General features: G+C 36.6%; 25 protein-coding genes and 1 tRNA gene. 21 read left to right on the top strand and 5 right to left on the bottom strand.

Going from position 1 to position 26,234, the window contains the following annotated elements:
• Window positions 1-109: 109 nt before the first annotated feature.
• The 15 genes from OVA16_RS16525 to OVA16_RS16455 all read left to right on the top strand — a co-directional run bounded on the left by OVA16_RS16525 (window position 110) and on the right by OVA16_RS16455 (window position 14,225).
• Window positions 110-2,146: a BatA domain-containing protein gene (locus tag OVA16_RS16525; protein ID WP_267761676.1), complete on the top strand. Its 2,037-nt coding sequence runs from the start codon at window positions 110-112 to the stop codon at window positions 2,144-2,146.
• A gap of 92 nt (window positions 2,147-2,238) precedes the next feature.
• Complete coding sequence (locus OVA16_RS16520) at window positions 2,239-3,498, top strand: dihydroorotase (RefSeq protein ID WP_267761674.1); 1,260 nt, start codon at window positions 2,239-2,241, stop codon at window positions 3,496-3,498.
• Between the two features lie 16 nt (window positions 3,499-3,514).
• Window positions 3,515-4,354 (top strand): DNA damage-inducible protein D, encoded by an 840-nt coding sequence (dinD, locus tag OVA16_RS16515; RefSeq protein ID WP_267761671.1) that lies wholly within the window; start codon window positions 3,515-3,517, stop codon window positions 4,352-4,354.
• A gap of 30 nt (window positions 4,355-4,384) precedes the next feature.
• Window positions 4,385-5,059 carry a hypothetical protein gene (locus OVA16_RS16510; RefSeq protein WP_267761669.1) on the top strand — a complete coding sequence of 225 codons (675 nt, stop codon included), beginning with the start codon at window positions 4,385-4,387 and terminating at the stop codon, window positions 5,057-5,059.
• 3 nt (window positions 5,060-5,062) lie between these two features.
• On the top strand, window positions 5,063-5,641 hold the full coding sequence (locus tag OVA16_RS16505; protein ID WP_267761667.1) for a DUF4199 domain-containing protein: 579 nt from the start codon (window positions 5,063-5,065) through the stop codon (window positions 5,639-5,641).
• 140 nt (window positions 5,642-5,781) lie between these two features.
• Window positions 5,782-6,729 (top strand): glycosyltransferase family 2 protein, encoded by a 948-nt coding sequence (locus OVA16_RS16500; protein WP_267761664.1) that lies wholly within the window; start codon window positions 5,782-5,784, stop codon window positions 6,727-6,729.
• Between the two features lie 67 nt (window positions 6,730-6,796).
• Entirely contained in the window at window positions 6,797-7,762 is a 966-nt protein-coding gene (locus OVA16_RS16495) for a glycosyltransferase (protein ID WP_267761662.1), read from the top strand.
• A 132-nt stretch (window positions 7,763-7,894) separates the two neighbouring features.
• Window positions 7,895-8,476 carry a hypothetical protein gene (locus OVA16_RS16490; protein ID WP_267761659.1) on the top strand — a complete coding sequence of 194 codons (582 nt, stop codon included), beginning with the start codon at window positions 7,895-7,897 and terminating at the stop codon, window positions 8,474-8,476.
• Window positions 8,477-8,478: 2 nt separating this feature from the next.
• Window positions 8,479-8,769, top strand: coding sequence for a hypothetical protein (locus OVA16_RS16485; protein ID WP_267761656.1), 291 nt, complete (start codon window positions 8,479-8,481; stop codon window positions 8,767-8,769).
• A 100-nt stretch (window positions 8,770-8,869) separates the two neighbouring features.
• On the top strand, window positions 8,870-10,372 hold the full coding sequence (locus tag OVA16_RS16480) for a GH3 auxin-responsive promoter family protein (protein WP_267761654.1): 1,503 nt from the start codon (window positions 8,870-8,872) through the stop codon (window positions 10,370-10,372).
• A 110-nt stretch (window positions 10,373-10,482) separates the two neighbouring features.
• Window positions 10,483-11,649 (top strand): 1-deoxy-D-xylulose-5-phosphate reductoisomerase, encoded by a 1,167-nt coding sequence (locus OVA16_RS16475; RefSeq protein WP_267761652.1) that lies wholly within the window; start codon window positions 10,483-10,485, stop codon window positions 11,647-11,649.
• Between the two features lie 19 nt (window positions 11,650-11,668).
• A complete protein-coding gene (rseP, locus tag OVA16_RS16470; RefSeq protein ID WP_267761650.1) occupies window positions 11,669-13,069 on the top strand; it encodes an RIP metalloprotease RseP in 1,401 nt (466 codons plus the stop codon).
• 65 nt (window positions 13,070-13,134) lie between these two features.
• On the top strand, window positions 13,135-13,656 hold the full coding sequence (locus OVA16_RS16465; protein ID WP_267761647.1) for an iron-sulfur cluster co-chaperone HscB C-terminal domain-containing protein: 522 nt from the start codon (window positions 13,135-13,137) through the stop codon (window positions 13,654-13,656).
• 76 nt (window positions 13,657-13,732) lie between these two features.
• Window positions 13,733-14,029: a DUF3817 domain-containing protein gene (locus OVA16_RS16460; protein ID WP_267761644.1), complete on the top strand. Its 297-nt coding sequence runs from the start codon at window positions 13,733-13,735 to the stop codon at window positions 14,027-14,029.
• Window positions 14,030-14,145: 116 nt separating this feature from the next.
• Window positions 14,146-14,225 (top strand) — tRNA-Leu (locus OVA16_RS16455).
• A 161-nt stretch (window positions 14,226-14,386) separates the two neighbouring features.
• Here OVA16_RS16455 and OVA16_RS16450 read toward each other — a convergent pair.
• Both OVA16_RS16450 and OVA16_RS16445 read right to left on the bottom strand, forming a co-directional pair.
• A complete protein-coding gene (locus tag OVA16_RS16450; protein ID WP_267758925.1) occupies window positions 14,387-15,340 on the bottom strand; it encodes a transposase in 954 nt (317 codons plus the stop codon).
• Between the two features lie 22 nt (window positions 15,341-15,362).
• A complete protein-coding gene (locus OVA16_RS16445) occupies window positions 15,363-15,710 on the bottom strand; it encodes a transposase (RefSeq protein WP_267761642.1) in 348 nt (115 codons plus the stop codon).
• Between the two features lie 466 nt (window positions 15,711-16,176).
• Here OVA16_RS16445 and OVA16_RS16440 point away from each other — a divergent pair, with 466 nt between their 5' ends.
• From OVA16_RS16440 to OVA16_RS16415, 6 genes are all read left to right on the top strand, one after another.
• Complete coding sequence (locus OVA16_RS16440; RefSeq protein WP_267761640.1) at window positions 16,177-16,638, top strand: hypothetical protein; 462 nt, start codon at window positions 16,177-16,179, stop codon at window positions 16,636-16,638.
• A 258-nt stretch (window positions 16,639-16,896) separates the two neighbouring features.
• Complete coding sequence (locus tag OVA16_RS16435; RefSeq protein WP_267761638.1) at window positions 16,897-17,286, top strand: S41 family peptidase; 390 nt, start codon at window positions 16,897-16,899, stop codon at window positions 17,284-17,286.
• Between the two features lie 1,054 nt (window positions 17,287-18,340).
• Window positions 18,341-21,022 carry a PAS domain-containing protein gene (locus OVA16_RS16430; protein WP_267761636.1) on the top strand — a complete coding sequence of 894 codons (2,682 nt, stop codon included), beginning with the start codon at window positions 18,341-18,343 and terminating at the stop codon, window positions 21,020-21,022.
• A gap of 2 nt (window positions 21,023-21,024) precedes the next feature.
• Complete coding sequence (locus OVA16_RS16425) at window positions 21,025-21,420, top strand: response regulator (protein ID WP_267761634.1); 396 nt, start codon at window positions 21,025-21,027, stop codon at window positions 21,418-21,420.
• A 248-nt stretch (window positions 21,421-21,668) separates the two neighbouring features.
• Window positions 21,669-21,791 carry a hypothetical protein gene (locus OVA16_RS16420; RefSeq protein ID WP_267761632.1) on the top strand — a complete coding sequence of 41 codons (123 nt, stop codon included), beginning with the start codon at window positions 21,669-21,671 and terminating at the stop codon, window positions 21,789-21,791.
• 79 nt (window positions 21,792-21,870) lie between these two features.
• Complete coding sequence (locus OVA16_RS16415; protein ID WP_267761630.1) at window positions 21,871-22,128, top strand: JAB domain-containing protein; 258 nt, start codon at window positions 21,871-21,873, stop codon at window positions 22,126-22,128.
• Window positions 22,129-23,203: 1,075 nt separating this feature from the next.
• Here the strand turns inward: OVA16_RS16415 and gap are convergent.
• From gap to pfkA, 3 genes are all read right to left on the bottom strand, one after another.
• Entirely contained in the window at window positions 23,204-24,202 is a 999-nt protein-coding gene (gene gap, locus OVA16_RS16410; RefSeq protein ID WP_267761628.1) for a type I glyceraldehyde-3-phosphate dehydrogenase, read from the bottom strand.
• Between the two features lie 119 nt (window positions 24,203-24,321).
• Window positions 24,322-25,164 (bottom strand): hypothetical protein, encoded by an 843-nt coding sequence (locus OVA16_RS16405; RefSeq protein WP_267761625.1) that lies wholly within the window; start codon window positions 25,162-25,164, stop codon window positions 24,322-24,324.
• A 12-nt stretch (window positions 25,165-25,176) separates the two neighbouring features.
• Entirely contained in the window at window positions 25,177-26,166 is a 990-nt protein-coding gene (pfkA, locus tag OVA16_RS16400) for a 6-phosphofructokinase (protein ID WP_267761622.1), read from the bottom strand.
• Between the last annotated feature and the right edge of the window lie 68 nt (window positions 26,167-26,234).

The following is a 26,234-nucleotide window of genomic DNA, read 5'->3' as shown; positions in this document are numbered from 1 at the left end:
CTTAATAAAATTGATGGCCATGCTTTTTAATTTGGCATGGTTGGTAGCAACTATAAAATCATAAATCCCAATCTGTAAAATTGTAAATCTTTTGTACCTTTGGTTTTTAATGAATTTCCTCTATCCGGGCTTTCTTTTTGTACTATTGGCGGTCTTAATTCCGGTAATAATTCATTTATTCAATTTCCGCAAGTTCAAAAAAGTTTATTTCAGTAACGTTTCGTTCTTAAAAGAAGTTAAAGAACAAAATTCATCAAGAGAAAAACTCAAAAATCTATTGATTTTAGCTGCTCGTATTTTAGCAATTGTGTTTCTGGTTTTGGCATTTGCCAGACCTTTTATCAATTCTAACGAGGATACCAACAGATCAAACGGCAATATCGTAAGTATCTATCTGGATAATTCGTATAGCATGGATGCGGTAAATAAGGAGGGAAGTTTGCTAGATGAAGCCAAGCGCCGAGCAAAGGAGATTGTAAAAAGCTATCAACTCAATGATCGTTTCCAGTTGCTAACTAACGATTTTGAAGGGAAACATCAGCGTTTGCTCAATCCAGAAGAGTTTGTACAAGCCGTAGATGAAGTAAAAATATCTGCTGCCAATAGAAATTTACAACAAGTAATTAATCGTCAGCAGGGTGTGTTTACTGGTGCTGCCAACAGATATGCTTATGTGATTTCTGATTTTCAGCAAAACTTTGCAGGTAAAGAGGCTATTAAAAAAGACCAAGCTACGCAATTGGCACTGGTTAAAATTAGTGCCAACGAATTGCCGAATATTTCGGTAGATAGCGTTTGGTTCTTATCGCCAGTGCACCAGCCCAATATTTCAGAAAAAATTATTGTTCGTTTAAAAAACTTTGGTAATGAAGAAGCCAAGAATGTGCCGCTTAAATTAACCATCAATAATCAGCAAAAGGCTATTGGAAGCATCACTGTAGCTACTGGAGCCACGGCAATTGATACCCTTTCTTACAGCGGCTTAGGTTTGGGCTGGCAAAAAGGCGTGTTAAGCATTAAAGATTATCCTTTAACATTTGATGATGAACTGGATTTCAGTTTTAATGTAAGTGCTAATCAGCAAATATTGAGTATCAATGGCAACAAAACAGCTAAATATATCGAAGCACTTTACAACGCCGATCCTTATTTCAAGTTGACTTCGGTTTCCGAAAATAACATTAACTACTCGGCTTTTTCAAATTACAGTTTAATTGTTTTGAATGGTATCAATCAGCCTTCTAGTGGCTTAGCTCAAGGATTAAAAAACTATGTAAATAACGGCGGTACGGTAGTAGTTTTTCCATCCACAACAGTTGATCCAACTATTTATACCTCATTTCTAACTACACTAAATTTGCCTGCGGTAGCTAGTTTAGTTACAGCGCCTGTTAAGGTTGCTCAAATAGAATTGAAACACAGTTTGTTTAAGGATGTGTTCGAAACTTTGCCCAGAAACATGGATTTGCCTTTAGCCAATAGATACTTCACTTATGCTAATAATAGCAGGATAGCAAAAGAGCCATTGCTGCAATTGCCTGCTGGGAAAACTTTTTTAGCACGTTATCCAATAGCTTCTGGACAAGTTTTCTTAGCCGCTACTGGACTAGAAGAAGCCGATGGGAACCTTTCTAAACATCCACTTTTTGTGCCGCTGATGTATAAAATTGCCTTTGAGAGTGCAAAAGACCAACCATTGTTTTACACCATTGCCAAAGACAACGTAATTACTTTACCTTCAGTTAAGTTGGGAGCTAATCAATCCCTAAAGCTAATTGGAGATGGATTTGAGGTCATTCCAGATGTCAGTCATCAAAATGGAAAAACCTTACTTTATATAGCAGATCAAATTCAAAAATCTGGATTTTATAAGGTGCAAAAAGCGGATTCTACTTTAGCTGTGGTTGCCTTTAATGATAACAGAGCAGAATCGAATATGAAATACGATACTCAAGGTGAGTTGGAAGAACATTTTGGTACGCAGAAAGTTCATTTCATTGATGCTAAGAAAGAGAATATATCATCGGCCATTGCCGAAAAAAATAATGGAACTGAGTTATGGAAACTTTGCCTAATTTTGAGCTTAATTTTCATAGCCGCCGAAATATTATTAGTTAGATTTTTTTTGCCACAGATGCACAAATAAATTGATTTTAATTTGGAAGATAGATATAAGATGAAAAATCTGTGGATCTGTGGCTAATAGACAAAAGAAAATTAAAAATAAATATAGAATTCATGAGCCTCTTAATTAAGGGAATTACCATTGCCGATGCCAGCAGCGAGTTTAACGGAAAAACTTGCGATGTGAGAGTTGATCAAGGAACAATTGCAGAAATAAGTGCAAACCTATCGCCGCAAAAGTCTGAGACTGTTTTTGAAGGGAATGGAACTGTTTTATCGCCAGGATTTTTCGATTTGAATTGTGTTTTTGGAGATCCTGGTTTCGAAACCAAAGAAGATATAAGAACAGGTACGGCTGCAGCCGCTGCGGGTGGGTTTACAGGTGTAGCAATTATGCCCAATACCAAACCTGTGGTACATAGCAAAGGCGAGGTAGAATATATCTTGAATAAAGCTAAAGGCAATTTGGTAGATGTGCATCCTATAGGTGCGATTAGCCAAAATTTGGAAGGAAAAGAACTGGCCGAAATGTTTGATATGAAACAAGCTGGTGCTGTTGCCTTTGCCGAAGTTGGAAAAGCCATTGCCGATGATGGGTTTATGAGTAGAGCTTTGCAGTACGCTTTAGGTTTCGATGGTTTGTTATTTACGCATCCAGAAAATAAAGCGTTAGTTGGCAAAGCTCAGGTAAATGAAAGCGCTACTACCATTTTGTTGGGCATGAAAGGTATTCCGGCATTGGCCGAAGAAATGCAGGTTGCTAGAGATTTGTTTTTAGCACAATACCATAATGCACCAATCCACATCAGTAATATTTCTACCGCAGGTGCTGTAGCGTTAATTAAAAAAGCAAAAAAAGATGGCGTAAAAGTAACTTGCGATGTAGCAGCTCATCAGTTGGTATTTACAGAAGAGTTGTTGAACGACTTCGATAGCAATTACAAAGTAAAACCGCCTTTACGTAGCAAAGCCGATAACAAAGCGCTAATTGCAGGTTTGAAAGATAGTACTATCGATGCAATTTCGTCACAACATCGCCCTTACGAAATAGAGTTTAAAAACGTAGAGTTCGAAATTGCTAACTACGGAATTATTGCTTTACAAACGGTATTGCCTTTGTTGTTGCAAGCAGGTTTAGATACGACATTAATTGTAGAGAAATTGGCAGTTGCTCCTAGAAAATTATTGAAGCTAGAAATTCCTCAGATTAAAAAAGGAGCGGTTGCAAACTTTACGGTTTTTAATTCAACCAAAGAATGGGTTTTCAATAGCGAAACAAATCGATCAAAATCAGCTAATTCGCCTTTGTTTAATAAAACTTTGAAGGGAAAAGTAGAGCTGGTTTATAATAACGGACAGTATTTGGGATACTAGAAAAACATCAATGCCTATGAAAACAGAATTAGTTGCCGAGTTATTGCAAAAGTTTGAACAGGCCGCATATACTTATCAGGGTGTTGAATGTTGGAGTGCAAGAGAGCTGCAAAAAGTATTTAATTACGCAGAGTGGCGCAATTTTTTAAAAGCTATAGATAAAGCCAAAAAATCTTGTGAAAATGCAGGAGAAGTGGTTTTTGATCATTTTGTTGGGTTCAACAAAATGATAAGTCTGGCAAAGGGAGCACAAAGAGAAATAGACGATATTGCTCTTACCAGATATGCTTGTTACTTAATAGCCCAAAATGGAGATGCCACTAAGAGCGAAATTGCATTTGCACAAACTTACTTTGCCGTACAAACACGTAAACAAGAAATAATTGAGCAGCGACTACTGGAGGTTGCAAGGGTAATCGCAAGAGAGAAGCTAAGCAGATCGGAAAAGAAACTTTCAGGCATCATTTACGAACGTGGAGTAGATAATAAAGGTTTTGCAATAATTAGAAGCATGGGAGATCAAGCACTTTTTGGTGGTTTTTCTACCAATGATATGAAACGTAAACTGCAAATTCCAGATAGCAAGCCGCTAGCTGATTTTTTGCCAACACTTACTATAAAAGCTAAAGACTTTGCCGCCGAATTAACTAGTCACAATGTAATTGAAAAAGACTTAAAAGGACAGCAACAGATAGGTAAAGAGCATGTGGATAATAGCACAGCGGTTCGTAAGATGTTAAAAGAAAGAGGTGTGCAGCCAGAAAATTTACCTGCATTAGAAGACGTAAAGAAGGTTAGCCGTAGGTTGCAGAGCGAAGAAAAGAAAGTGAGTAAAACAAGTAAGAAATTAAAATAATTCCCTTTTTTAGAGGGACAAAAGAGTAAGATGAACAACACAGTAAAAAAGACAATAACGGCTTCATTAGCTAAGTTTGGCGAAGTGAACAAGGTGGCAAGTGTAGAATTAACGCACAAATTAGTAGCGGTTTTTGAAGCTGATGCTGATTTTATGGATAAAGTAGCACAGTTCGACGGTGTTTTCGATGAATATCCAAAATTTGAAGAGCTGAGAGAAATTTTCTTCGATTTATTGATGATTAACTTTTTTACCAGCGACGTAAATAAGTTGGAAGAAGACTATCTTGAATCTAAAGAATGGGAAGCTATTGAAGATGAAACCATTGATAGAGGCACAGAATTGTTAAACTTGTTACTGTATATTAACGAGTGCCACGATGAACAGATTAAACCGGAATTAGAAGACTTCTTGAAAGAATTTTTATTGGTAGAAGAAGATGAGTTTCAAGATGAATTTCATATCTACGAAGATTTGATTGAAAACCAGCAATTGGCCGAAACCAGCATTCAAGAAATTTGCGAAAATGCAAAGATTTTGGATTTGGCAGAAGAGATGCAAGAGTTGTTTGTGCCGTTTATGGCTTTCTTCTTACAGCCAGTAGCATCAGAGCAAGCGTATAAAGATTTAGAAAAATACAGTAACAATAAGGCGTTTGATGCGTCTGTTTATAGTTTAATTACTAATTTTAACCAAAGTAGATAACGTATGGAACAACAGCTTGCACAAGAACAAAAAAAGCCGAACCTATTGGCTTTTCAAATAGCACTATTATATGCAATTTATAATTTGGCGTTGATTTATCTTTCGGAAGCGATGGGTATGGGCGGAGCGAATTACGAGAATGTATCAATTGGTTTAAAGATTTTGTCAACCGCCTTAACGTATGTTCCTTTTATTGCAGCCATTATTTATGTGCAAACTAAACATAGGAGCGAATTGGGTGGTTTTATCACTTTTGGTAGAGCTTTCTCTGCTGGATTTAAGGTGGCGGCTTACGCTGGGCTTTTTATCGCATTATTAACCGTTCTGTACTATAAAATACTAAGTCCTGGTTCAATGGAAGCTATTATTGATGCTGCAAGAGCAAAAGCAGGCAGTGACGAACAACAGCTAAAAGGTATAGAAATGATGAGCAAATACATGATTTTGTTCATGGTTTTTGGATTGGCAGTTACGTTTACTATATCTGGGTTGATCATTAGTTTAATTAGTGCCGCTATCGTTAAAAAAGAAAACCCAAATCCGTTTGCTCGCCAAGCAGACGAGCAATTTGGAGCCAATTAATACTTTTTAATTTATATTTTAAACGTGCAAATTATCTCAATTTATTTGATGAAATTTGCACGTTATTTTTTGATGGGTAAATGTATTCGACAGTAGGTCTCAATACTCAATACTCAATACTCAATACTCAATACTAAAGAATGGACATATCAATTGTAGTACCGCTATATAACGAAGACGAGTCGCTGCCCGAGTTAATTTCTTGGATAGACGATGTGATGCAGAAGCATAACTTTTCTTACGAAGCCATTTTTATTGACGACGGAAGTACCGACCGCTCTTGGCAGGTAATTACAGAATTGAATTTGAGGTTTGCAAGTATCAGAGCCATCAAATTTAGACGTAACTACGGTAAATCAGCCGCATTAAATGTGGGCTTTGCTGCGGCGCAGGGCGATGTGGTTATCACTATGGATGCCGATTTGCAAGACAGTCCAGACGAAATACCCGCACTTTACAGCCGCATTAAAGACGAAGGTTACGATGTAATTTCGGGCTGGAAGAAAAAACGCTACGACCCTATTACCAAAACCATTCCCACTAAATTATTCAATGCCGCTACCCGTAAAATGAGTGGCATTCAATTGAACGATTTCAACTGCGGCCTTAAAGCATATCGTCACGATGTCATTAAAACCATAGAAGTTTATGGCGAAATGCACCGTTATATTCCTGTGCTGGCAAAATGGGCTGGTTTCTCTAAAATAGGAGAACAGGTGGTAGAGCATCGTGCCCGTAAATACGGGGTAACCAAATTTGGTTTAAGTAGGTTTATCAATGGTTTTTTAGACTTAATGTCTATTTTCTTTGTAGGTAAATTCGGTAAACGACCAATGCACTTTTTTGGTTCTTTGGGCGTATTAAGCTTTTTCTTGGGTATCATCATGGCTATTTACATCATGGTAGAAAAGCAAATCCATATCTGGAATAATTTGCCTTATCGTAATGCTACAGATCAACCGTTATTTTATTTAGCGCTGGTAGCCATTGTTGTAGGTTCTCAAATGTTTTTGGCAGGTTTTGTAGCAGAATTGGTTGGTCGTAACGCCCCAGAAAGAAATCAGTATTTAATAGAAAAAGAGCTTTAAGGGATGAGGTTTAGGGCGTAGTGTTAATACGCCTTAAACCCTAGACCTTTAACCTTACACCATAAGAATGTTTTTCTCAATAATCATCCCTTTATACAACCGTCCGCAGGAAATTAAAGAACTGCTATCTACTTTGTGCAAGCAAACTTATATGCAGTTTGAGGTACTGGTAATAGAAGATGGATCGGTAAATGATGCCAAAGCTATGGTGGCTAGTTTTGAGAATAAGCTCGATGTGAAGTATTTCTACAAAGAAAATTCTGGTCAGGGCTTTTCAAGAAATTTTGGTTTCGAACGTGCCAAAGGCGATTACTTCATCATCTTCGATTCGGATATTTTAGTGCCATCCGATTACTTGGAAATTGTAAAAGATTACCTGTTTGAACATCAATTGGATGCTTTTGGTGGTCCAGATGCTGCTCATGAAAGTTTCACGCCAGTACAAAAAGCCATCAGTTACGCCATGACTTCCCCTTTTACAACTGGAGGTATTCGTGGCAACAAAAAGCATATTGGGCAGTTTCATCCGCGTAGCTTTAACATGGGGCTTTCCAGAGAAGTTTATGAAAAGGTGGGAGGTTTTATCCTTACCCGTTTGGGCGAAGATATCGAGTACAGTATCCGTATACACGAAAATGGTTTTAAAATTGGCTTAATTCCAGCCGCAAAAGTTTACCATAAACGTAGAACAAGTTTCAAACAGTTTTACAAGCAATTGCATTTTTTTGGGAGGGCACGCATCAATATTTACAAACATTTTCCATCAGAGTTAAAGGCGGTACATTTTTTTCCGGCAATTTTTACCCTCGGGTTAGGTTTTACCATTCTCTGTAACCTCTTTTTTAGTCCTTTAGCTTACGTTTGTAATTTCTTTTTACTCTTATACTTTTTGTTGATATTTTTTCACGCTTGGCAGGTCAACAAATCAATAAAAATTGCATTTTTGAGTATAATAGCATCTTTTATACAACTTACCGCTTATGGTTTGGGTTTTATACAAGATTTTGTGAAACGAGTTTTGCTTAATAAGTGAAAAGTTAAAAGGCAAAAGTTTAGGATGCCAAACAACTAACTTACAAATTACGAGTGAACTAATAATGAAAAACTGATAGGTGTAGTGGGGTTAAGTCTTAAATCTCAATACTCAAATCTCATATCTAAAACAATGATTAACTACTTAAAAGAAAGTACTTTTGCAGTAAAAGATGTAATTATGCAAGCTTGGAAAGTAACCAAAGAAAATTACTTTTCTATTGCTACGCTTTGCTTTTTAATTTTCCTTACCGCATCTACATCAACCTTTATGGCTTTTTTTATGGAAGAGCTAAACTTGGGAATTAGAACGGTAATGTTGTTGATTTTTTTGTTAAGCTACTGCGTAGTAGAGCTGTGTATGATTAAGTACATTTTTAAGCTTTTAGATACTGAAAATGCCGATATTCAGATTATTGAAACGCTCCCAACAAGAGCAGAAATCATTAAATTTTTAATTGCCGCCGTATATTTTGGTTTAAGTATATTTTTTGTAGGTATTTTATTGATGCCAATCTTATATGTACTAGATTTGCTGCTAAAGCTATTGGTAAATCAAGGCGTAATTTCTGGCTATGCACAAACTGGTGCTATTATTGTAAATATAGCGGTTGGTATTGCGGTGCTAAGTATCTTCCTTACTTTCGTAAGGATCATTTTTTTCCATTCTTTATTATTGATAAGCATAGTTCGCCTTTCGAATCTATCAAGCTAAGTTTGGCCACTACCAAAGGAAATTTCATTAAATTATTGATGATTTTATTGGGTTTGGTAATTGTACAGGCTATAGTTTTCGGCTTTTTCTATATCGTAATTTTAATGGGTTTCAGGTTGGTAAATCTCTTTATAGATTACGATATCAGTCAGTACAGTTCATTAATTGTCGTAATTTTTAGTTCGTTTGTAATTGTACCATTCTCCACAGCTTTTTTTGCTGTAGCTTACCGCAAGATTATGAGCGAGTACAAAGGCGATGAACATCCAGATATTATTCATAATATTATGTAACCCCTAAATCCCCTAAAGGGGACTTATTTTATGGTCAGAATAATTTTTTCAGATATTAACGAGAGAAAGGAAAGGCCCCTTTAGGGGTTTGGGGTGTATTATGGGATTAAAATCAGCACTAAGTAAGGTATTTGCATCTTTTGTAGTTAAGGGTATTGATAAATGGAAATACGATGCTGTTTCTGCGCAAGAACTAACGTTGAAGCGACTAATCAGTGAAGCAAAAAATACAGCTTTTGGTAAAGATCATCGTTTTGAAGATATTAAGAACTACAATGATTTTAAAGCAAACGTACCAGTTAGGGATTACGAAGATTTAAAGCCCTACATAGAAAGAGTAGTTGCAGGAGAACCCAATATTTTGTGGAGAGATAAGCCCGAATATTTGGCGAAAACGTCGGGTACTACTTCTGGCGTAAAATATATTCCTATTTCTAAACAGTCTATGCCCGAGCATATCAAAGCTGCCAGAAATGCGTTGTTAACTTATATCCATGAAACTGGAAATGCTAGTTTTGTAGATGGTAAAGTGATTTTTTTGCAAGGAAGCCCCGTTTTAAGCGAAAAAAAGGGTATTAAGGTTGGCCGTCTTTCGGGCATTGTTGCACATTTGGTACCTGCATATTTGCAGAAGAATAGGATGCCGAGCTATGAAACTAATTGTATCGAAGATTGGGAACAAAAGGTAGATGCCATTGTGGATGAAACCATAAATGCAGATATGAGATTGATTTCTGGTATTCCGCCTTGGGTACAAATGTATTTCGATAAACTGACTGAAAAATCAGGTGGTAAGCAAATCAAGGATATCTTCAAGAATTTTCAATTGTTTGTATACGGAGGTGTAAATTTTGAGCCTTATCGAGCTAAAATTGAAGCCAGCATTGGCAAAAAAATAGCTGCTATAGAAACCTATCCTGCATCAGAAGGTTTTATTGCTTACCAAGATAGCCAGACGGAGAAAGGATTGCTATTATTGGCAAATGCAGGTATGTTCTACGAATTTATTCCTTCGGATGAATATTATAACGAAAAACCAACTAGGTTGAGTTTAGCAGAAGTTGAGCTCGACAAAAACTACGCTTTGATTTTGAACACTAACGCTGGTTTATGGGGCTACAGCATTGGCGATACGGTTAAATTCGTTTCCCTAAATCCATACAAAATTGTGGTTACTGGAAGAATAAAGCATTTTATTTCGGCATTTGGCGAACACGTGATAGGAGAGGAAGTGGAACATGCTTTGTTATCGGTTGCTAACCAAGAAGGCGTTGAAATTACAGAGTTTACAGTAGCCCCGCAGGTAAATCCGCAGGGTGGCGAGCTGCCTTACCACGAATGGTTTATAGAATTTGCAAAAGCACCTGCTGATTTGGCCGAATTTGCTTTAAAAGTAGATAAAGCCTTGCAGCAAAAAAATATTTACTATTTTGATTTAATTGAGGGTAATATTTTGCAGCCTTTGAAAATTACAACATTACAAAAAGAAGCGTTTGTAAATTACATGAAAGCTGAGGGTAAATTAGGCGGACAGAACAAAGTGCCGAGATTAAGTAACGATAGGAAAATAGCGGAAGGGTTGGAGAGGTATATTGATAATTAACTATCTCGTCATTTCGACGAGGAACGAGGAGAAATCTAACTGAAAGTAATTTCCTCTGCGAGATTTCTCCCTACGGTCGAAATGACGATGATAAGACTAATAAAATAAATTTGAAACACATATCCATATTAGGTTCAACAGGTTCTATAGGAACGCAGGCATTAGATGTAGTGCGGGCAAATCCTAGTTTGTACAAGGTTGACGCCTTAACTGCACAGCATAATGCAGATTTACTTATTGCGCAAGCGTTGGAATTTAAACCAGAGTTGGTAGTAATTGGCAACGAAAATTTGTACCAGCAGGTAAAATCGGCTTTGCCAAATGCTAAAGTTATTGCTGGCGAAGAAGGCTTAATAGCTGCAGTACAACTACCAAAAACTCAATTGGTTTTAACTGCCGTAATGGGCTCGGTAGGCTTAAAACCTACTATTGCCGCTATCGAGGCTAAGAAAGACATCGGCCTTGCCAACAAAGAAACTTTGGTAGTTGCCGGTGAGCTGGTAATGGATTTAGCCAAACAAAACGGTGTAAAAATTATCCCCGTAGACTCAGAGCATTCCGCTATTTTCCAATGCTTGGTTGGCGAAGAGCAGAACGAAATTGAGAAAATTTTGTTGACCGCTTCTGGAGGACCTTTTCGTGGAAAAGACCGAGAGTTTTTAGCTAAAGTAACTAAAAATGAAGCCTTGAAACACCCTAACTGGGTAATGGGTGCTAAAATTACCATCGATTCTGCTTCGCTAATGAACAAGGGTTTGGAGGCCATTGAAGCAAAGTGGTTATTTGATTTAAAGCCAGAACAGGTAGAGGTAGTCGTACATCCACAGTCAATTATCCACTCTATGGTGCAATTTACCGACGGTTCTATTAAGGCGCAAATGGGAGTGCCAGATATGAAACTGCCTATTCATTACGCCTTTGCTTATCCAAATAGATTAAAAACAGATTTTGAACGTTTTAGCTTTTTGAAATATCCAGAGTTGACATTTTCTGAGGCAGATACAAAAAGTTTTCGTAACCTTGACCTCGCTTACAAAGCCATGGAAAAAGCAGGGAACATGCCTTGTATCTTAAATGCAGCCAATGAAATTGTGGTAGACGCATTTTTGAAAGATAAAATAGGTTTTCTAGAAATGAGCAATGTAATTGAGCAATGTATGGAAGAGGTGGCATTTGTGCCTCATCCAACATTAAATGATTATTTAAAAGCAGATGAACTAACTAGGGCATTAGCAAACGAATTAGTAACAAAACAGAGTTTAACACATCTAAAATAGAAACACACATAAATAAAATATGGACGGATTGATTATGGCGGGCCAGCTTTTGCTGGGATTATCGATACTAGTAATTTTACACGAATTAGGACATTTTTTAGCAGCTAGAGCTTTCGGAATTAAAGTAGAAAAATTTTACCTTTTTTTTGATGCTTGGGGATTTAAACTCTTTAGTTTTAAAGTTGGGGATACAGAATACGGCGTAGGATGGTTGCCTTTGGGCGGATATGTGAAGATCTCTGGAATGATAGACGAAAGCATGGATACCGAGCAAATGGCGGCGCCGGCACAACCTTGGGAATTTCGCTCTAAGCCAGCTTGGCAACGTTTAATTGTAATGTTGGGCGGTATCATTGTGAATGTAATTGTTGGTATTTTTATTTTTTGGATGGTTGCCTTTAAATATGGAAATACGTTTATACCGAATGATAAGCTCGCAAATGGCATTAGTCCTGGTATTGTGGGCAAACAGATGGGCTTGCAACCAGGCGATAAAATTTTGGCAGTAAACGGACAAAAGCTGATTTATTTGGATGAAATTTTAAGTTCTAAAGTTTTATTGAACAATACCAAGTTAACTATTTCTCGCGATGGTAAAGCTATAGATTTAAGGGTGCCAGAATCTGTTTTAGATAGCATTAGTAAATATAAAATTAGAGAATTTGTAGGACCTAGGGTAATTGCAAAGAAGGTAGATTCGGTGGTTACGCCTCAAGATTTACAACCTAAAGTGAGTTTATTGGGTAAAATAAAAGCTTTGTTTTTTAAGCCAGTAGCGGTAAAAGTAGAGGCTCCAGCTTTTGAAGCCGGAATGAAGAAAGGCGATAGCATTTTAGCTGTAAATGGCAAAAGCGTTAAGTTTTATGGAGATATTACTGCCGAAGTAGCAAAAAATAAAGGCAAAAAAATTGCAATAGAAGTACTAAGAGGAAGCGAAATATTGACTTTAATACCTAAAGTTTCACAAAATGGAACTTTGTCTATCATTATACCAACAATTCCGCCACCGGTGGTAAACATAGAATATGGCTTTTTCGAATCGTTTTCGGTTGGTGTTGATAAAGGCTGGAGCTCGTTTACTGATAACGCCAAAGGTATTTGGAAAATGGTTACAGGAAAATTGAGTGCAAGAAATATCAGCAGTCCAATAGGTATTGCACAGGTTTATGGTAGCGATTTCGATTGGGAGAAATTTTGGAGCTTAACTGGATTAATATCAATGGCATTAGCATTTATGAACTTGTTGCCAATACCCGCTTTAGATGGTGGACACGTGGTATTTTTAATTATCGAAATGATAAAAGGAAAGCCTTTGAGCGATAAATTTATGGAACGTGCACAGGTGGCAGGTTTTGTAATTCTGCTAAGTTTAATGGTTTTTGCTTTTGGTAATGATATCCTTAAAGGGTTTGGAATATAAATTTAGGTATTAGGTGTTAGGAATAAGATTTTAGGCCTAATACCTTGTACCTAAAACCTGTTAAAATGAATTACTTCGAATTATACGATTTACCAGTTTCTTTTCATCCAGACCAAAATGTGGTGAAACGACAGTTTTATGCGCTGAGTAAGAAATATCATCCAGATTTCTATATCAATGAGGATACAGAAAAACAAGATGAGGTGTTAGAACTGTCTACACTAAATAACAAAGCTTTTCAAGTGCTTAAAAACCCTCAGAAAGTGCTTCACTATGTACTGGAGTTAAAGGGGATGATTACCGAAGGAGAAAGCTATGCACTTCCGCAATCATTTTTAATGGAGATGATGGAGGTAAACGAAACCATTATGGATTTGCAGTTTGATCCAGATGTTGACAAAGCGGCTCAAGTGAAAGCTGAAATTGCAAGTATTGAACAATCCTTAAATGATAAGTTACTTTCTCATACTAGCGGATTTCAAGCTCTTAGTGTAGATGAGCAAGAACAGAAGCTGGTTAAAATCAAAGATATCTATTACCGTAATAAATATATTCTTCGATTAAAAGAAAGTTTAGCTAAACTTTAGTTAGGTTTTTGTCATAAAGGATATTGGGTTAAAATGCTGCGATAAAATGGATTATTTTAGTCCAAATTTTAAACGTATGTCTTCATTACATCTTTTCAGAAAAGTAGCCTTAGCCGAGGGTATTTCTTACATTGTTTTGCTTTTTATTGCTATGCCGCTTAAATATTGGGCTGGTTTACCATTGGCAGTAAAATATGTAGGTTGGTTGCACGGTCTATTGTTTGTACTTTATATTGCTTGTTTAGTTATGGCTTGGCAAGAAAGAAAATGGAGTTTTGCTAAAGTTGTGGTATTGTTTATAGCTTCATTATTGCCATTTGTTCCGTTCTATGTAGAAAAAAAGCTGAAAGAAGAGGAAGTTGTTGAAAATTAATTCGCTGTGTATCTGTGTGAAAGGACACTTGCTTAAAAATAATTGCGAATACTTTAAATAATACTTGCGTAATAGCGTGTCTTTTTATAGATTTGCGCTCCCGCTTACGGGGAAATGCCCAGGTGGCGGAATTGGTAGACGCGTTGGTCTCAAACACCAATGGGAAACCGTGCCGGTTCGATCCCGGCCCTGGGTACGAAAAAAAGAGCCCGATGAAGGCTATATCCAGACTTTGAACCGTCAAAGTCTGGATTTTTTGTTTAAAATCAGTTTTTTTAATACCTAGCGTAGGTTCAAGCAATTTCCGGATCAAGCAAATAATGGATCAAGCAAATAATCTGGGGGGGGCTAGAAAGATTACGCATATATTTTGGCTAATCTGTACATAAAGAATTCAACATTTCTGACTCCTCTGAATTGAGTTCTTAGTGCTTTGATTTTAGCATTGAACGATTCTGCAGAAGCATTTGTATGCCTGTTGTCAAAGTAGTTCAGGATGGTGTGGTAGTGGTTCTGTATGGTTCTTGCCACGGTTGAAAATGCTTTTATGGCTGATTTTTCAACCTCATCATACCATTTGGCGAGCCTGGTAAAACCGATGCCCTTCTCCTTTGTGTTTGAAAAGATATGAGACAGTTTCCTGCTCAGCCGATAGGCTTTCTCTAATAAGGGATACCTGGCAAACAGCAGCTCTGACCTGTGCTGTTGGGAAGCTGTCCAGTTTGTTTCATCTTTAAATAACAGGTGCCTGCTACGGGCCAGTAATTGCTTTAAACTATCTCCGTTTTCTAATATATCAGGCACATGGGGATGGTTTAGCTGTTTTGCCAGCTCCATTTCACTGTTTTCCTGATCGATAGCTTCCCATCGGTATTGAATGCGGATTTGTTGAACAGCATCTGCTGCAAGCTGCTGCACGTGAAAGCGGTCAGATACCAGTCTTGCCTTGGGGAAGGCACGCCTGGCAATACGCTCCATCGTTGGAGCCAGATCCAAAGTAACCTCCTTTACTTCTTTACGAAGACGATAGGGAATGCGTTCAAGTATAGCAATCACCTGATCGCTGATGGTTCCTTTTACCATAGCCAGTAAAGCACCCTTTTTCCCCTTTGCATCCTTATTGGTGAGTACCGTATAGAGTTCTCCCCGGGACAGGCATACTTCATCCAGGCTTAGGTATTCTCCAATATTTTGTTCGAATAGAACCCAGTGGCCTGCATGAGAACGTTGGTCCCAGTCCATGAAATCACTTAGGTAACGAATATATTGTTCCTGCAACCGCCTGCCATCAAGCCCATACAGCTGACCCAATAGTTTGCAGCTGATAGGATGGTTATCGATCAAATTCTTTTAAAAAAGCAGCGAACTCTGCGGTTAAACGCGTGCCCTCTGCCACCGTATTCCATGAACTGTAAACGGATTCGCCGGTATCATGGTCATGCCATTTGCGACGGCGAAGATGAAGGAAACAGGCTTTGCCACGCAAGGGAAAATCACGGATAATTGCCTGATCTAAAAATCCTTTGGATTCCAACTTGTGGCTGGCAAATTCCGCAGGTGGAATATTATGCTGGTCAAGAAATAAATGATAACCATCTTCCATCGGTTCGATGCGGATAAGGTCAAAATGTTCGATAAGTTCTGTCGGTAGAAGTAGTTTGAGTAGTTCCTGCTGTTCCAAAAAAATAAATCAAGAGTGAACAACAAAAATAAAAATCTAAATGAATCCCCCCAGATTATTTGCTTGATCCCAATTTCCATTTAAGCATTTCGTTACAAGGGTAGGTTGAGAGAGGTGCTTTGAACAGCAATTCATTAATAAAAACATAAAGATTATTTGAATTAAACGCATAACATTAAAGTTTTGTATGATTAGCTAATAAAGTACCATTTACTAGTAATTCAATCTAGAATCATCTAAAAGACATTAATTCATCTCTCGCTCAGAATTCCATTTCAAATTTCAAAAATTGAGGGAATGATGATAAAGTAATAAGACTTGAAAATTAGGAGCAATATTTTTAGATCTTTTGTGTATAATGATTTAAATAATTCCGCATGAAAAAATACAATTACCTATCATTTTCGTTTTTGCGAATACTTTTTGCTTTAGTAAACAACCATCTACTGCGGATTTTATTTCAGATTTGGAATATTTTAAGAATACTCTTCCACAAAAACATACTAATCTATTTAAAAAAATTAGTAAGACTGAATTGGAAAATAGTGTAGACAAAATTGCATTTAAAGCAGAAAAACTCAATTATGAAACATTTACTGCAGAATTATTTAAACTAGTCGTTTCCATAGAAGATGAGCACACCAAAATCGAGCGTACTTATATCAAGATATTGCCCATCAAATTTGAAATTTATAAAGAAGGGATTTTTACAATTGGTATTGACTCAAATGCGCTGCGATTATTGCCAGCGAAACTCATCGCTATAAATAATCATCCTATTGAAGAAATAATCCGTCGTAGCAGAACGGTCATACAAAATGAAAATAATTCTTATTTCGAAGTGTATCTCCTTCATTTTTTGAATAACCCTTCGTTTTTAAAAGGAATAAATGTTATTGAAAATGTTGATTCGGCTTCTTTTACTTAATTATCAAAAGATAATTAAGTGACCACTATAAATTTGAGGTCAGTTTCAAAGGGTTCTATACAAAGTACACCACTATAGTCTCCACTTAAAAATGCTTTTGCCAATAAGCACGAAGACTTTTATTGGTATGAATATAATGCAGAAACTAAGGCAATCTATTTTAAATATAATACTTACAGAATACAGGAAAATCTACCATTCGATAAATTTAACCAAACACTATTTGCTACAATCGACAAGTATAAGCCAGAGCGAATTATGGTTGATTTAAGAGAAAATAATGGTGGAAATTCTGGTGTTTTACGACCATTTATAGATAGTATTAAAAATAGCTATTTAAACAAAAATGGAAAGCTATTTGTGCTAATTGGTAAAAAGACATTTTCTTATGCATTAATGAATGCTGTTACATTAAAAAGAAATACTAGTGCAATTTTAGTTGGAGAGCCTACAAGCGGAAACATTAACCATTTTGGAGAGGTTCGGGGTTTCTCATTGCCAAGAACAGGGATAGTGATAGGCTACTCAACAAAATACTGGGAGAATTGGAAAGGTAAAATTGGACCTCTGATTCCATACAAAAAAGTAATTTATTCCATTAATGACTTTAAAAAAAAATATCGATCCAGCTATATCTATTCTTTATAAGAATAAATAAACGCTGGCCATCATTTCACTCCGTCATTCGCTTTGCAGAGCTCAACTAATAGGCTCCGTGAAAGCTTTCCACTTTTCAGCTCACCTGCGCAATCGTCCATGCTGCGCTGCGCTTGTGTAAAACATAGTCAAAGTCGTGCTACGCACTTTTTCTTTGACACATGGACTCCGTTCGCAGGCGGTGAGCAAAGTGACAGTTACATACGCCAAAGTCGAAGTAAAATACTTTAAAAGCTAGTTTTATAAATTTAGATAATTGCTATATTCTTTTTAAAATGGTGTAAAAAACATAGACAAATACAGCTATATTTGGATAGATTGGTCTGATAACTTCAGACATATATGTTAGTTATATGCCATAAAATCAACGTTCGTGCTGAAAACAAACCAGCCGACAAAACGCATAATTAAGACTTGACGAATTGCCCACGGAAATTTGTGGCAAATTTTGGCTGAACTGGTTCTTTAAGAATTTGTGCTTTTAAAAAAACAGCATCTTCGGTGGACAATTGGTAAAGTCTTTAAAAAATAAAGTGGTTTAACGGACAAATTGAAATCGACAAAAAACGCTGACCTTACGACACATAACCTACTGGAAAAATAGCTTTAAAAACTACTGAATGAACTTAAAAAAATTGACCTGAAACGAAATTTAAACCTAAAAAACAGCTCATAAATGTTAAATTGAGAATTAAAAAAAAGCTGACCGAAATTTTCAGCAAAAAAATTAAAAACTAGATAATTACTGACAAAAGCTTTTACACAAAATATTTAATCTGACTTCAAGTTTAATTTACGACAAGGAAAAACCTAAAAAACTTCCTGATCATAAAAAAAGAGCTTTTAAGGTCAAAGTAACCAGCCTTTACGGCATATAACATGGGTTTTGCGTAATGGCGGGCGAAGTGTTTCGCTTGAAACTTTTACTAAATTTGAAGTGACGGCTTACTATCAACTTTTGTGCTGAAAATCCGCCACCACGCAAAGCCCAAAACCGTTAGCAAGCATTTTAGAACTCATCGATAAAACAGAAAACTAGACACCAATGATGAATGACAATTACCTAAAATCTGAGCTCTATGGTTCCATTAAAAACAATGAACAAATTTTTGATTTTATTCAAGATAATTGTTTGGATGGACTCTGGTATTGGGATTTGGAAAAACCCGAGAACGAGTGGATGAACCCTCGATTCTGGCACACCTTAGGTTATAACCCGAATGAAATGCCTCATTCGCCAAGTGCGTGGCAACACATTATTAATCAAAAAGATTTACAAGTTGCCATAGATAATTTTCAAAAACATTTGGCAGACGAAAATCATCCCTACGACCAAATTGTTAGATACCGGCACAAAGATGGACACACCGTTTGGATTAGATGCAAAGGAAAAGCCATGCGAGACCAACAAGGCAAACCAACTCGTATGTTAGGTGTACATAACGACATAACAGATTTTAAGAATAATGAAATACGATACAAATCTTTAATAGAAGGAACCAATGTTGGTACTTGGGAATGGAATGTGCAAACCGGGCAAACGGTATTTAACGAGCGTTGGGCGAATATAGTAGGATATACCCTTGCCGAATTGGCACCAATAAGTATAGAAACCTGGATGAAATTGGCTCACCCAGATGATTTAGAGGAATCGGGCAGGCGATTAAATGCGTGCTTCGAAAAAAAGGCTGATTATTACGATTTTGAAGCTCGCATGAGACACAAAGACGGGCAATGGGTTTGGGTATTTGATCGTGGTAAAGTATTAGAATGGACAGAAGATGGCAAACCATTGATGATGTATGGAACCCATCAAGATATTACTCAAAGGAAACTAAAAGAAGAAGAACTACGCTTAAGCGAGGAGTCTTTTAGAGGGAATTTCGAAAACGCTGCTGTAGGTATGGCTATTGTTAGCCCAAACGGTAAATGGCTCAAAGTGAACTACAAAGTTTGTGAAATTGTAGGATACCCCGAAAAGGAATTATTGAATCTAACTTTTCAGGATATTACCCATCCTGATGATTTACATACTGACGAAGCCTTACTCAACGAAGTGATTGAGGGCAAAAGAAGCCATTACCAAATGGAAAAGCGATATTTTCATAAGCAAGGGCATATTGTCTATATCATACTAGCAGTATCGTCTGTAAAAGATGCTGAGGGTAAAATTCTCTATTTTATTTCCCAAATCATTGACATTTCTATAAGAAAAAAACAGGAAGAGGAATTAATCTACCAAAAGAATTTACTTTCATCGTTTTACAATCTTTCGCCTATTGGCATAGCATTAAATGACTACGATACCGGAAAATTTATCGATGCAAATGACAAACTTACTGAGCCAACGGGATATACAAAAGAGGAGTTTCTAGCGCTTAGCCATAGGGATGTAACCCCAAAAGAGTACGAACCCTTTGAAATTGTCGCTCTTCAACAAATGGAAGATAAAGGCAGATACGAAGCGTTTAAAAAAGAGTATATCCGAAAAGACGGTTCAAGATATCCGGTATCGGTGCAAGGTATAGTGGTAAAAGATGCAGAAGGTAAAAAACTAATATGGTCATTGGTAAGAGATATTAGTCAGGAAAAAGAAGCTGAGAGAAAACTGAATGAAGCTATTTCAAACTTACAGGCTGTATTAGATGCCAGTAAGCAGGTTTCTATTGTTGCTACGGATACCGAAGGAAAAATTGTACTTTTCAATTCAGGAGCAGAACAATTGCTTGGTTACAAAGCAGAAGAATTAGTGGGAAAACATACACCTGATATTATTCATTTGCCTGAAGAAATAGAAAAAGAAAGCAAAGTTCTTTCCGAAAAGTACGATAAGAAAATAAGTGGTTTTGAAACCTTTGTTTATGAAGCTGAAATTGGTCAGCCGAAAACAAAAGAATGGAGCTATAAAGGCAAAGATGGGCACATAATTCCTGTTTTGCTTTCAATAAATAAAATTGTAGATGAAAATACTATTTCAGGCTATTTGGGAGTAGCTACTGATATTACAGAACTTAAAAAAGTAGAAAAAGAGATTAGATCGCTCTTAAGCATAACCGAAAAGCAAAATGACCGATTAAAGAACTTTGCCTATATAGTTTCTCATAATTTAAGGTCGCATAGCGGTGGTATTTCTGGTTTAATTGAATTGTTACAGTTGGAAAATGCCGACCTTGCACATACCGAGCTAGTAACATTGTTAAACAGCAGTGCAGAAAACCTAAAACAAACGGTGGAAGACCTTACAGAAATTGTAAAAGTAAATCTTACTATTGAAGAACTACAGCACATTCAACTATCTGGCGTTATTGAGAAAAACATCAAAAGCTTATCTAGTGAGATTAATAGAACAGGAATTAAAATAATTAATGATATTCCCGATGCAATTCAAATACAAGGGATATCCGCTTATATTGATAGCATTGTTTTAAATATGATAACTAATGCCATTAAGTACAAAAGTGAGGTTAGAGAGTCGTTTTTGAGAATTTATTATGAAGAAGATAAGTCAACCATAACTTTGTTTTTTCAAGATAATGGACTTGGCATTGACTTAAACAAGCATGGAGATAAACTCTTTGGCATGTATAAGACTTTTCATCGCCATGATGATTCCAGAGGAATAGGATTATTCATTACCAAGAACCAAGTAGAAAGCATGGGTGGTAAGATAACAGTAGAAAGTGAGGTAAACATTGGTACAACATTCAAAATAATTTTTAAAAAATAATTATGAAAAAAATAGACCTTGTATGCATAGTAGACGATGACCCAACTCATGTATTTATTACAAAAAAATATATTGAGCTATCAGGTCATGTTGAAAAGATTATCGTTTGCAATAACGGAAAAGATGCGTTTGACACGCTGCAAAAATTAGTTACGGATAAAGAAAAACTACCAAAAATAATTTTCTTGGATTTAAATATGCCCGTTTGGGATGGATGGCAGTTTTTAGATGAGTTTACAAAAATACCAATTGAAAAACCTATAACAATATACATTCTGACTAGTTCAAATAATGAAGCTGATATTGAAAAAGCAAAAAAATATAGCTTGACAAGTAATTACTTAATAAAACCTATTAGCCAAAGCCAGATAAAAGATATTTTAGCAGAAAACATATAGATGAAAACGTTTGCTAACACACACTTTGCGTTCTGGTTGACAGTTTTGTGCTCCAAAACCTACCCCAACGCAAAGCCCGAAACGTTATTTATCAATTACTCCTCAAATTTAACCTTTCTCCCCAACACGCTTAAAGGAACTACGGCATAAACGCTCCCGTGGCATTTGCGCACAACCTATTTATTCCGTTCCTCCTTTGCTTAGTTGTTGAGAAAGGTTGCTGCTGTTCCATAATTAATTAAAATCATATGGAGCAAACAGAATTCTTTAACGTTGCAGAAGTGCAACTAAGCTACAAACCACATTTTAAATCGCAAGAGCGACCTCAAATTAGTAGTTCTAAGCAAGCGTATGACTTGCTAATTAGTTAATTGGGATAAGAACTTGATTAACTTCTTAGAACAAGCTAAAATGATATTACTAAATCGAAACAATCGGGTGTTAGGAATAGTGGACTTATCGAAAGGCGGAGGAAGTTCAACGGTAATGGATACTAGGGTAGTATTTGCAATTGCTTTGAAGTCGACAGCAACAAGTATCATTTTAGCACATAATCATCCTAGTGGCAATTTAAGACCATCTAGTGATGATATACGAATAACTAAGAAATTGAAAGATGCGGCTAAGCTATTGGATATTGAACTACATGACCATTTGATAATTTCAGAGAATAACTACTTTAGTATGGCTGAGGAGGCCTATATTTGAAGCGGAATTATTCCAACAAATGTTCCAACAAATTCCAACAAAATAGATAACAAATAGATTAATAACAGGAAGCGTTGTAGGAATTAAACTTTTAGCAGGAAATAGCTGTATATAGCTTTAAAGTGGTTTAAGGGGCCAAAAACCTCTATAAAAAAGAAAAGAGACAACTCATCCAAGCTTGTCTCTCTTTCTAACCAAATATAAACCTGTATGAACGGGTTGCTCTTTATTCCCTTACGGGACTTTTATCTTTTCTTGTGGTTGATCTTAATCAACACTACAAATGTAGGTATTATTTTTCTTAGTGTAAATATTACACTAAGAAAATTTTATTTTGTCAGCTGTTATGACATTTTTATGACTTTTGTATGCTTGTTTATGCAAAAAAAGACATTTTCAATAATGAAATTCTTTACTATGTGCAGCTATGCTCCGCAAAAACTGATATAACAACGCAAAAATGCGAAACAGATTATAAAATTTTTTAAAAAATAGATTTGATAATAGTGTATTAAACTTTTGTTAACATTGATGTGGGCGGTTTGCCACAGATGCACAAATATCGAAAAGATATTAATTTAATGAAGTCGATTTATATCCCAATTTCACGCTAACTCCATAGAAACCTTAGTGTTCTTCGTGTCTTTGTGGTTAATCCAAAATACATAGCAACAAAAAAAGCAGTATGCTTTGCAATATTGGTTTCTATTTTTTGGTTTGCCACAGATGCAAAAATATCAAAAAGATATTAATCTTATGAGTTCGATTTATATCGCAATTTAACTCCAATTCAATAAAATCCTTTGCGTTCTTCGTGTCTTTGTGGTTAATCCAAAATGCATAGCAACAAAAAAAACAATGCTTTTGCAATATTGGTTTCTATTTTTTGGTTTGCCACAGATGCACAAATAAAAAAAGATATTAATCTTATGAAGTCGATTTATATCGCAATTTCACGCTAACTCCATAAAAATCCTTTGCGTTCTTCGTGTCTTTGTGGTTAATCCAAAATGCATAGCAACAAAAAAAAGCAGTACCTCTCAGTACCGCCTTCTATTTTTGGGTTTGGATAAGCTTAGATATGCTTAGCTACTTCTTGAGCTAGATCGATGATCTTGTTAGAATAACCCCACTCGTTATCGTACCAAGAAACAACTTTTACGAAGTTATCGCTCAATGAGATGCCAGCTTTAGCATCAAATATTGAAGTACGAGCATCGCCTAAGAAATCTGAAGAAACAACTTCATCTTCAGTGTAACCTAAGATACCTTTTAATTCGCCTTCAGAAGCTGCTTTCATAGTAGCTTTGATATCTTCATAAGAAGCACCTTTTTCTAAGCGTACAGTTAAATCTACTACAGAAACGTCAGCCACAGGTACACGGAACGACATACCGGTTAATTTTCCTTTTAACTCAGGTAATACCAAACCTACTGCTTTAGCAGCACCAGTAGAAGAAGGGATGATGTTAGAGAAACCACCACGGCCACCTCTCCAGTCTTTAGCCGAAGGGCCATCAACTGTTTTTTGAGTAGCAGTTACCGCGTGAACTGTAGTCATTAAACCTTCTAAAATACCATATTTATCGTTTAATACCTTAGCAATTGGTGCTAAACAGTTGGTAGTACATGATGCGTTAGAAACGATGTTCTGATCTGCTTTTAATGTTGTGTGGTTTACACCCATTACAAAAGTAGGGGTGTCATCCTTAGCAGGAGCAGACATAATTACTTTCTTAGCACCAGCATCGATGTGTTTTTGAGCTGTTTCTTGTGTTAAGAATAAACCTGTAGACTCGATGATTACCTCAGCACCAATTGCATCCCATTTCAAGTTTGCTGGATCTTTCTCTGCAGTTACGCGGATTGTTTTTCCATTTACTACTAAGTTGCCATCTTTTACTTCTACTGTGCCATCAAACTGGCCGTGTGTAGAATCATATTTCAGCATATAAGCCATGTAATCTGGCTCTACCAAGTCGTTGATACCAACAACTTCGATATCATTGCGTTTTACAGCGGCTCTAAAGGCTAAACGGCCAATACGGCCAAACCCGTTAATTCCTATTTTCATCTTTTTATTAATTATGATTTTTAATGGTAATGAAGCTTTCCGAAATGGACGGTTTCATCTTTTTATTGTTTTATTATTTATTGGTAATGAAGCTGTTTTAAGCAAACGGTTTCATTTATTTAATTCTTGTAATAATTTAATATGTTATGTATTGGCTCTTTCGTAACCGACATAATTTGGATGTTATATTTTTTAGCTATTTCTCTAAGTTGATCTTGAAAAGCACCAGCTACCGAGCCTACAAAGTGAATTTCTTCATCAGGGTGTTTTTCTAAAGTAGGGATAATATAGGTGCTGAAATATTTCTCGAAACCTTGTAATACCAGTGTTTCAATAAATTTATGCTCCCTGTTTTCGATATAAAATTCTAAAAATGAGGCAAGGTAAGTTTGTACTTGTGGTTTCCTGTATACTCTTTCTAAAATAGTTGGCCTATCTAGACTGTATTGGTTGGCCATTTTCGTTTTTAAATCTGCCGGAATTTTATCTTCCAGAAAATTCTTCAATAGCATTTTCCCAAAATAATTGGCCGAGCCTTCATCTGCCAGTATATAGCCTAAGCCATAGTTATTGTTTTCTGGTTTCTTACCATTATAATAGGCGCAGTTGGCTCCGCTGCCTAAAATACCCACAATACCTGTTTTATCGTGGCAGGCTGCAATGGCGGCGCCATACACATCATCTCTTACCTTTATTTTGCTGTTTACAAAAAAAGCCTCCAATGTACTGGCTAATTCGTCTTGTTTATCTTTGGCCGAAGCCCCAGCAGCAAAAACATAGATTTTCTTAATGTTTTCTGCGTTGTGTATCAAGGTAATGTTTTTGCTTAATAACTGGCGTATTTGCTTCGGGTCATTAAAACACGGGTTTACACTCGCCGTATGTGTTTCAATCATGGTGGTGCCATCTTGCCATATTTTCCAGCAAGCATTTTTCGATCCGCTATATACTACTGCAATCATCTCTGCTCTCCACTATATAGATAATACATGTGTCATTTCCAGTAAGTCGTCTTCTAACTTGTAGTTGCTTTTGCCACTCAGCGCTTCGTTTAATGAGGTTAGACCAATTTCGTTGCCTTTTAAACCTACCATTTTCATAGATTCGCCATTGATAAGTGCATTGGTAGCGGCAAAACCTAAACGACTGCCCAAAATCCTGTCGAAACCGCTAGGGCTACCACCACGTTGCAGGTGCCCTAAAATGGTTACTTTGGTATCGTAATGGGTAAACTTGCGTTTTACAGCTTTGGCAATATCGTAAGCACCGCCGTATTTATTTCCCTCAGAAACAATTACAATGCTCGATGATTTTTTAGTAGAAGCACCTGCTTTCAGTTTGGTAATTAACTCTTTTAATGAGGTTTCTCTTTCAGGTAAAAGTACAGCTTCAGCACCGCTGGCAATGGCACTTCGCAGAGCGATGCAGCCCGAATCGCGGCCCATTACTTCAATAAAGAATAGCCTGTCGTGCAGATCGGCCGTGTCTCTAATCTTATCTATAGCTTCTATTACCGTATTAATAGCGGTATCATAACCTAAAGTAAAATCTGAGCCATAAAGATCGTTATCTATGGTGCCTGGTACGCCAATTACGTTGATGCCAAACTTTTCGCCGAATCTTTTTGCTCCGGTAAAAGTACCATCGCCGCCAATGACTACTAATCCATCAATCTCTTTTTCCTTTAAGTGCTTAAAAGCGATTTCCATTCCAGCATCTTCTTTAAACTCCAGACATCTGGCTGTTTTAAGGATGGTGCCGCCCATGTGTAAAATATTGCTTACAGAACGGGCGTTCATTGAAATAATGTTGTTATTAATTAAACCTTGGTAGCCTTGTACTACACCGAACATGTTTCTGCCATGATAAATTCCAGTGCGCACAACAGCTCTAATGCAGGCATTCATGCCTGGCGCATCGCCTCCAGAGGTCAATACTGCTATGTTCTTGATATTTGGTTTCATTCTGATTACACGAATATAACGTGTATTTTTTACACTAAGTAATTTTTTTTCAAAAAATTTATGAATTA

Source organism: Pedobacter sp. SL55 (assembly GCF_026625705.1).
Lineage (GTDB): Bacteria > Bacteroidota > Bacteroidia > Sphingobacteriales > Sphingobacteriaceae > Pedobacter.
The sequence above is the reverse complement of the archived record's forward strand: the minus strand, read 5'-3'. Positions and strand labels throughout refer to the sequence as shown.

Excerpts from the sequence above, each read along its gene's own strand:
- OVA16_RS16525 (WP_267761676.1), top strand. The coding sequence starts at position 110 with ATGAATTTCCTCTATCCGGGCTTTCTTTTTGTACTATTGGCGGTCTTA.
- OVA16_RS16520 (WP_267761674.1), top strand. The coding sequence starts at position 2,239 with ATGAGCCTCTTAATTAAGGGAATTACCATTGCCGATGCCAGCAGCGAG.
- dinD (WP_267761671.1), top strand. The coding sequence starts at position 3,515 with ATGAAAACAGAATTAGTTGCCGAGTTATTGCAAAAGTTTGAACAGGCC.
- OVA16_RS16510 (WP_267761669.1), top strand. The coding sequence starts at position 4,385 with ATGAACAACACAGTAAAAAAGACAATAACGGCTTCATTAGCTAAGTTT.
- OVA16_RS16505 (WP_267761667.1), top strand. The coding sequence starts at position 5,063 with ATGGAACAACAGCTTGCACAAGAACAAAAAAAGCCGAACCTATTGGCT.
- OVA16_RS16500 (WP_267761664.1), top strand. The coding sequence starts at position 5,782 with ATGGACATATCAATTGTAGTACCGCTATATAACGAAGACGAGTCGCTG.
- OVA16_RS16495 (WP_267761662.1), top strand. The coding sequence starts at position 6,797 with ATGTTTTTCTCAATAATCATCCCTTTATACAACCGTCCGCAGGAAATT.
- OVA16_RS16490 (WP_267761659.1), top strand. The coding sequence starts at position 7,895 with ATGATTAACTACTTAAAAGAAAGTACTTTTGCAGTAAAAGATGTAATT.
- OVA16_RS16480 (WP_267761654.1), top strand. The coding sequence starts at position 8,870 with ATGGGATTAAAATCAGCACTAAGTAAGGTATTTGCATCTTTTGTAGTT.
- rseP (WP_267761650.1), top strand. The coding sequence starts at position 11,669 with ATGGACGGATTGATTATGGCGGGCCAGCTTTTGCTGGGATTATCGATA.
- OVA16_RS16465 (WP_267761647.1), top strand. The coding sequence starts at position 13,135 with ATGAATTACTTCGAATTATACGATTTACCAGTTTCTTTTCATCCAGAC.
- OVA16_RS16460 (WP_267761644.1), top strand. The coding sequence starts at position 13,733 with ATGTCTTCATTACATCTTTTCAGAAAAGTAGCCTTAGCCGAGGGTATT.
- OVA16_RS16435 (WP_267761638.1), top strand. The coding sequence starts at position 16,897 with ATGGTTGATTTAAGAGAAAATAATGGTGGAAATTCTGGTGTTTTACGA.
- OVA16_RS16430 (WP_267761636.1), top strand. The coding sequence starts at position 18,341 with ATGATGAATGACAATTACCTAAAATCTGAGCTCTATGGTTCCATTAAA.
- OVA16_RS16425 (WP_267761634.1), top strand. The coding sequence starts at position 21,025 with ATGAAAAAAATAGACCTTGTATGCATAGTAGACGATGACCCAACTCAT.
- OVA16_RS16420 (WP_267761632.1), top strand. The coding sequence starts at position 21,669 with ATGGAGCAAACAGAATTCTTTAACGTTGCAGAAGTGCAACTAAGCTAC.
- gap (WP_267761628.1), bottom strand. The coding sequence starts at position 24,202 with ATGAAAATAGGAATTAACGGGTTTGGCCGTATTGGCCGTTTAGCCTTT.
- OVA16_RS16405 (WP_267761625.1), bottom strand. The coding sequence starts at position 25,164 with ATGATTGCAGTAGTATATAGCGGATCGAAAAATGCTTGCTGGAAAATA.
- pfkA (WP_267761622.1), bottom strand. The coding sequence starts at position 26,166 with ATGAAACCAAATATCAAGAACATAGCAGTATTGACCTCTGGAGGCGAT.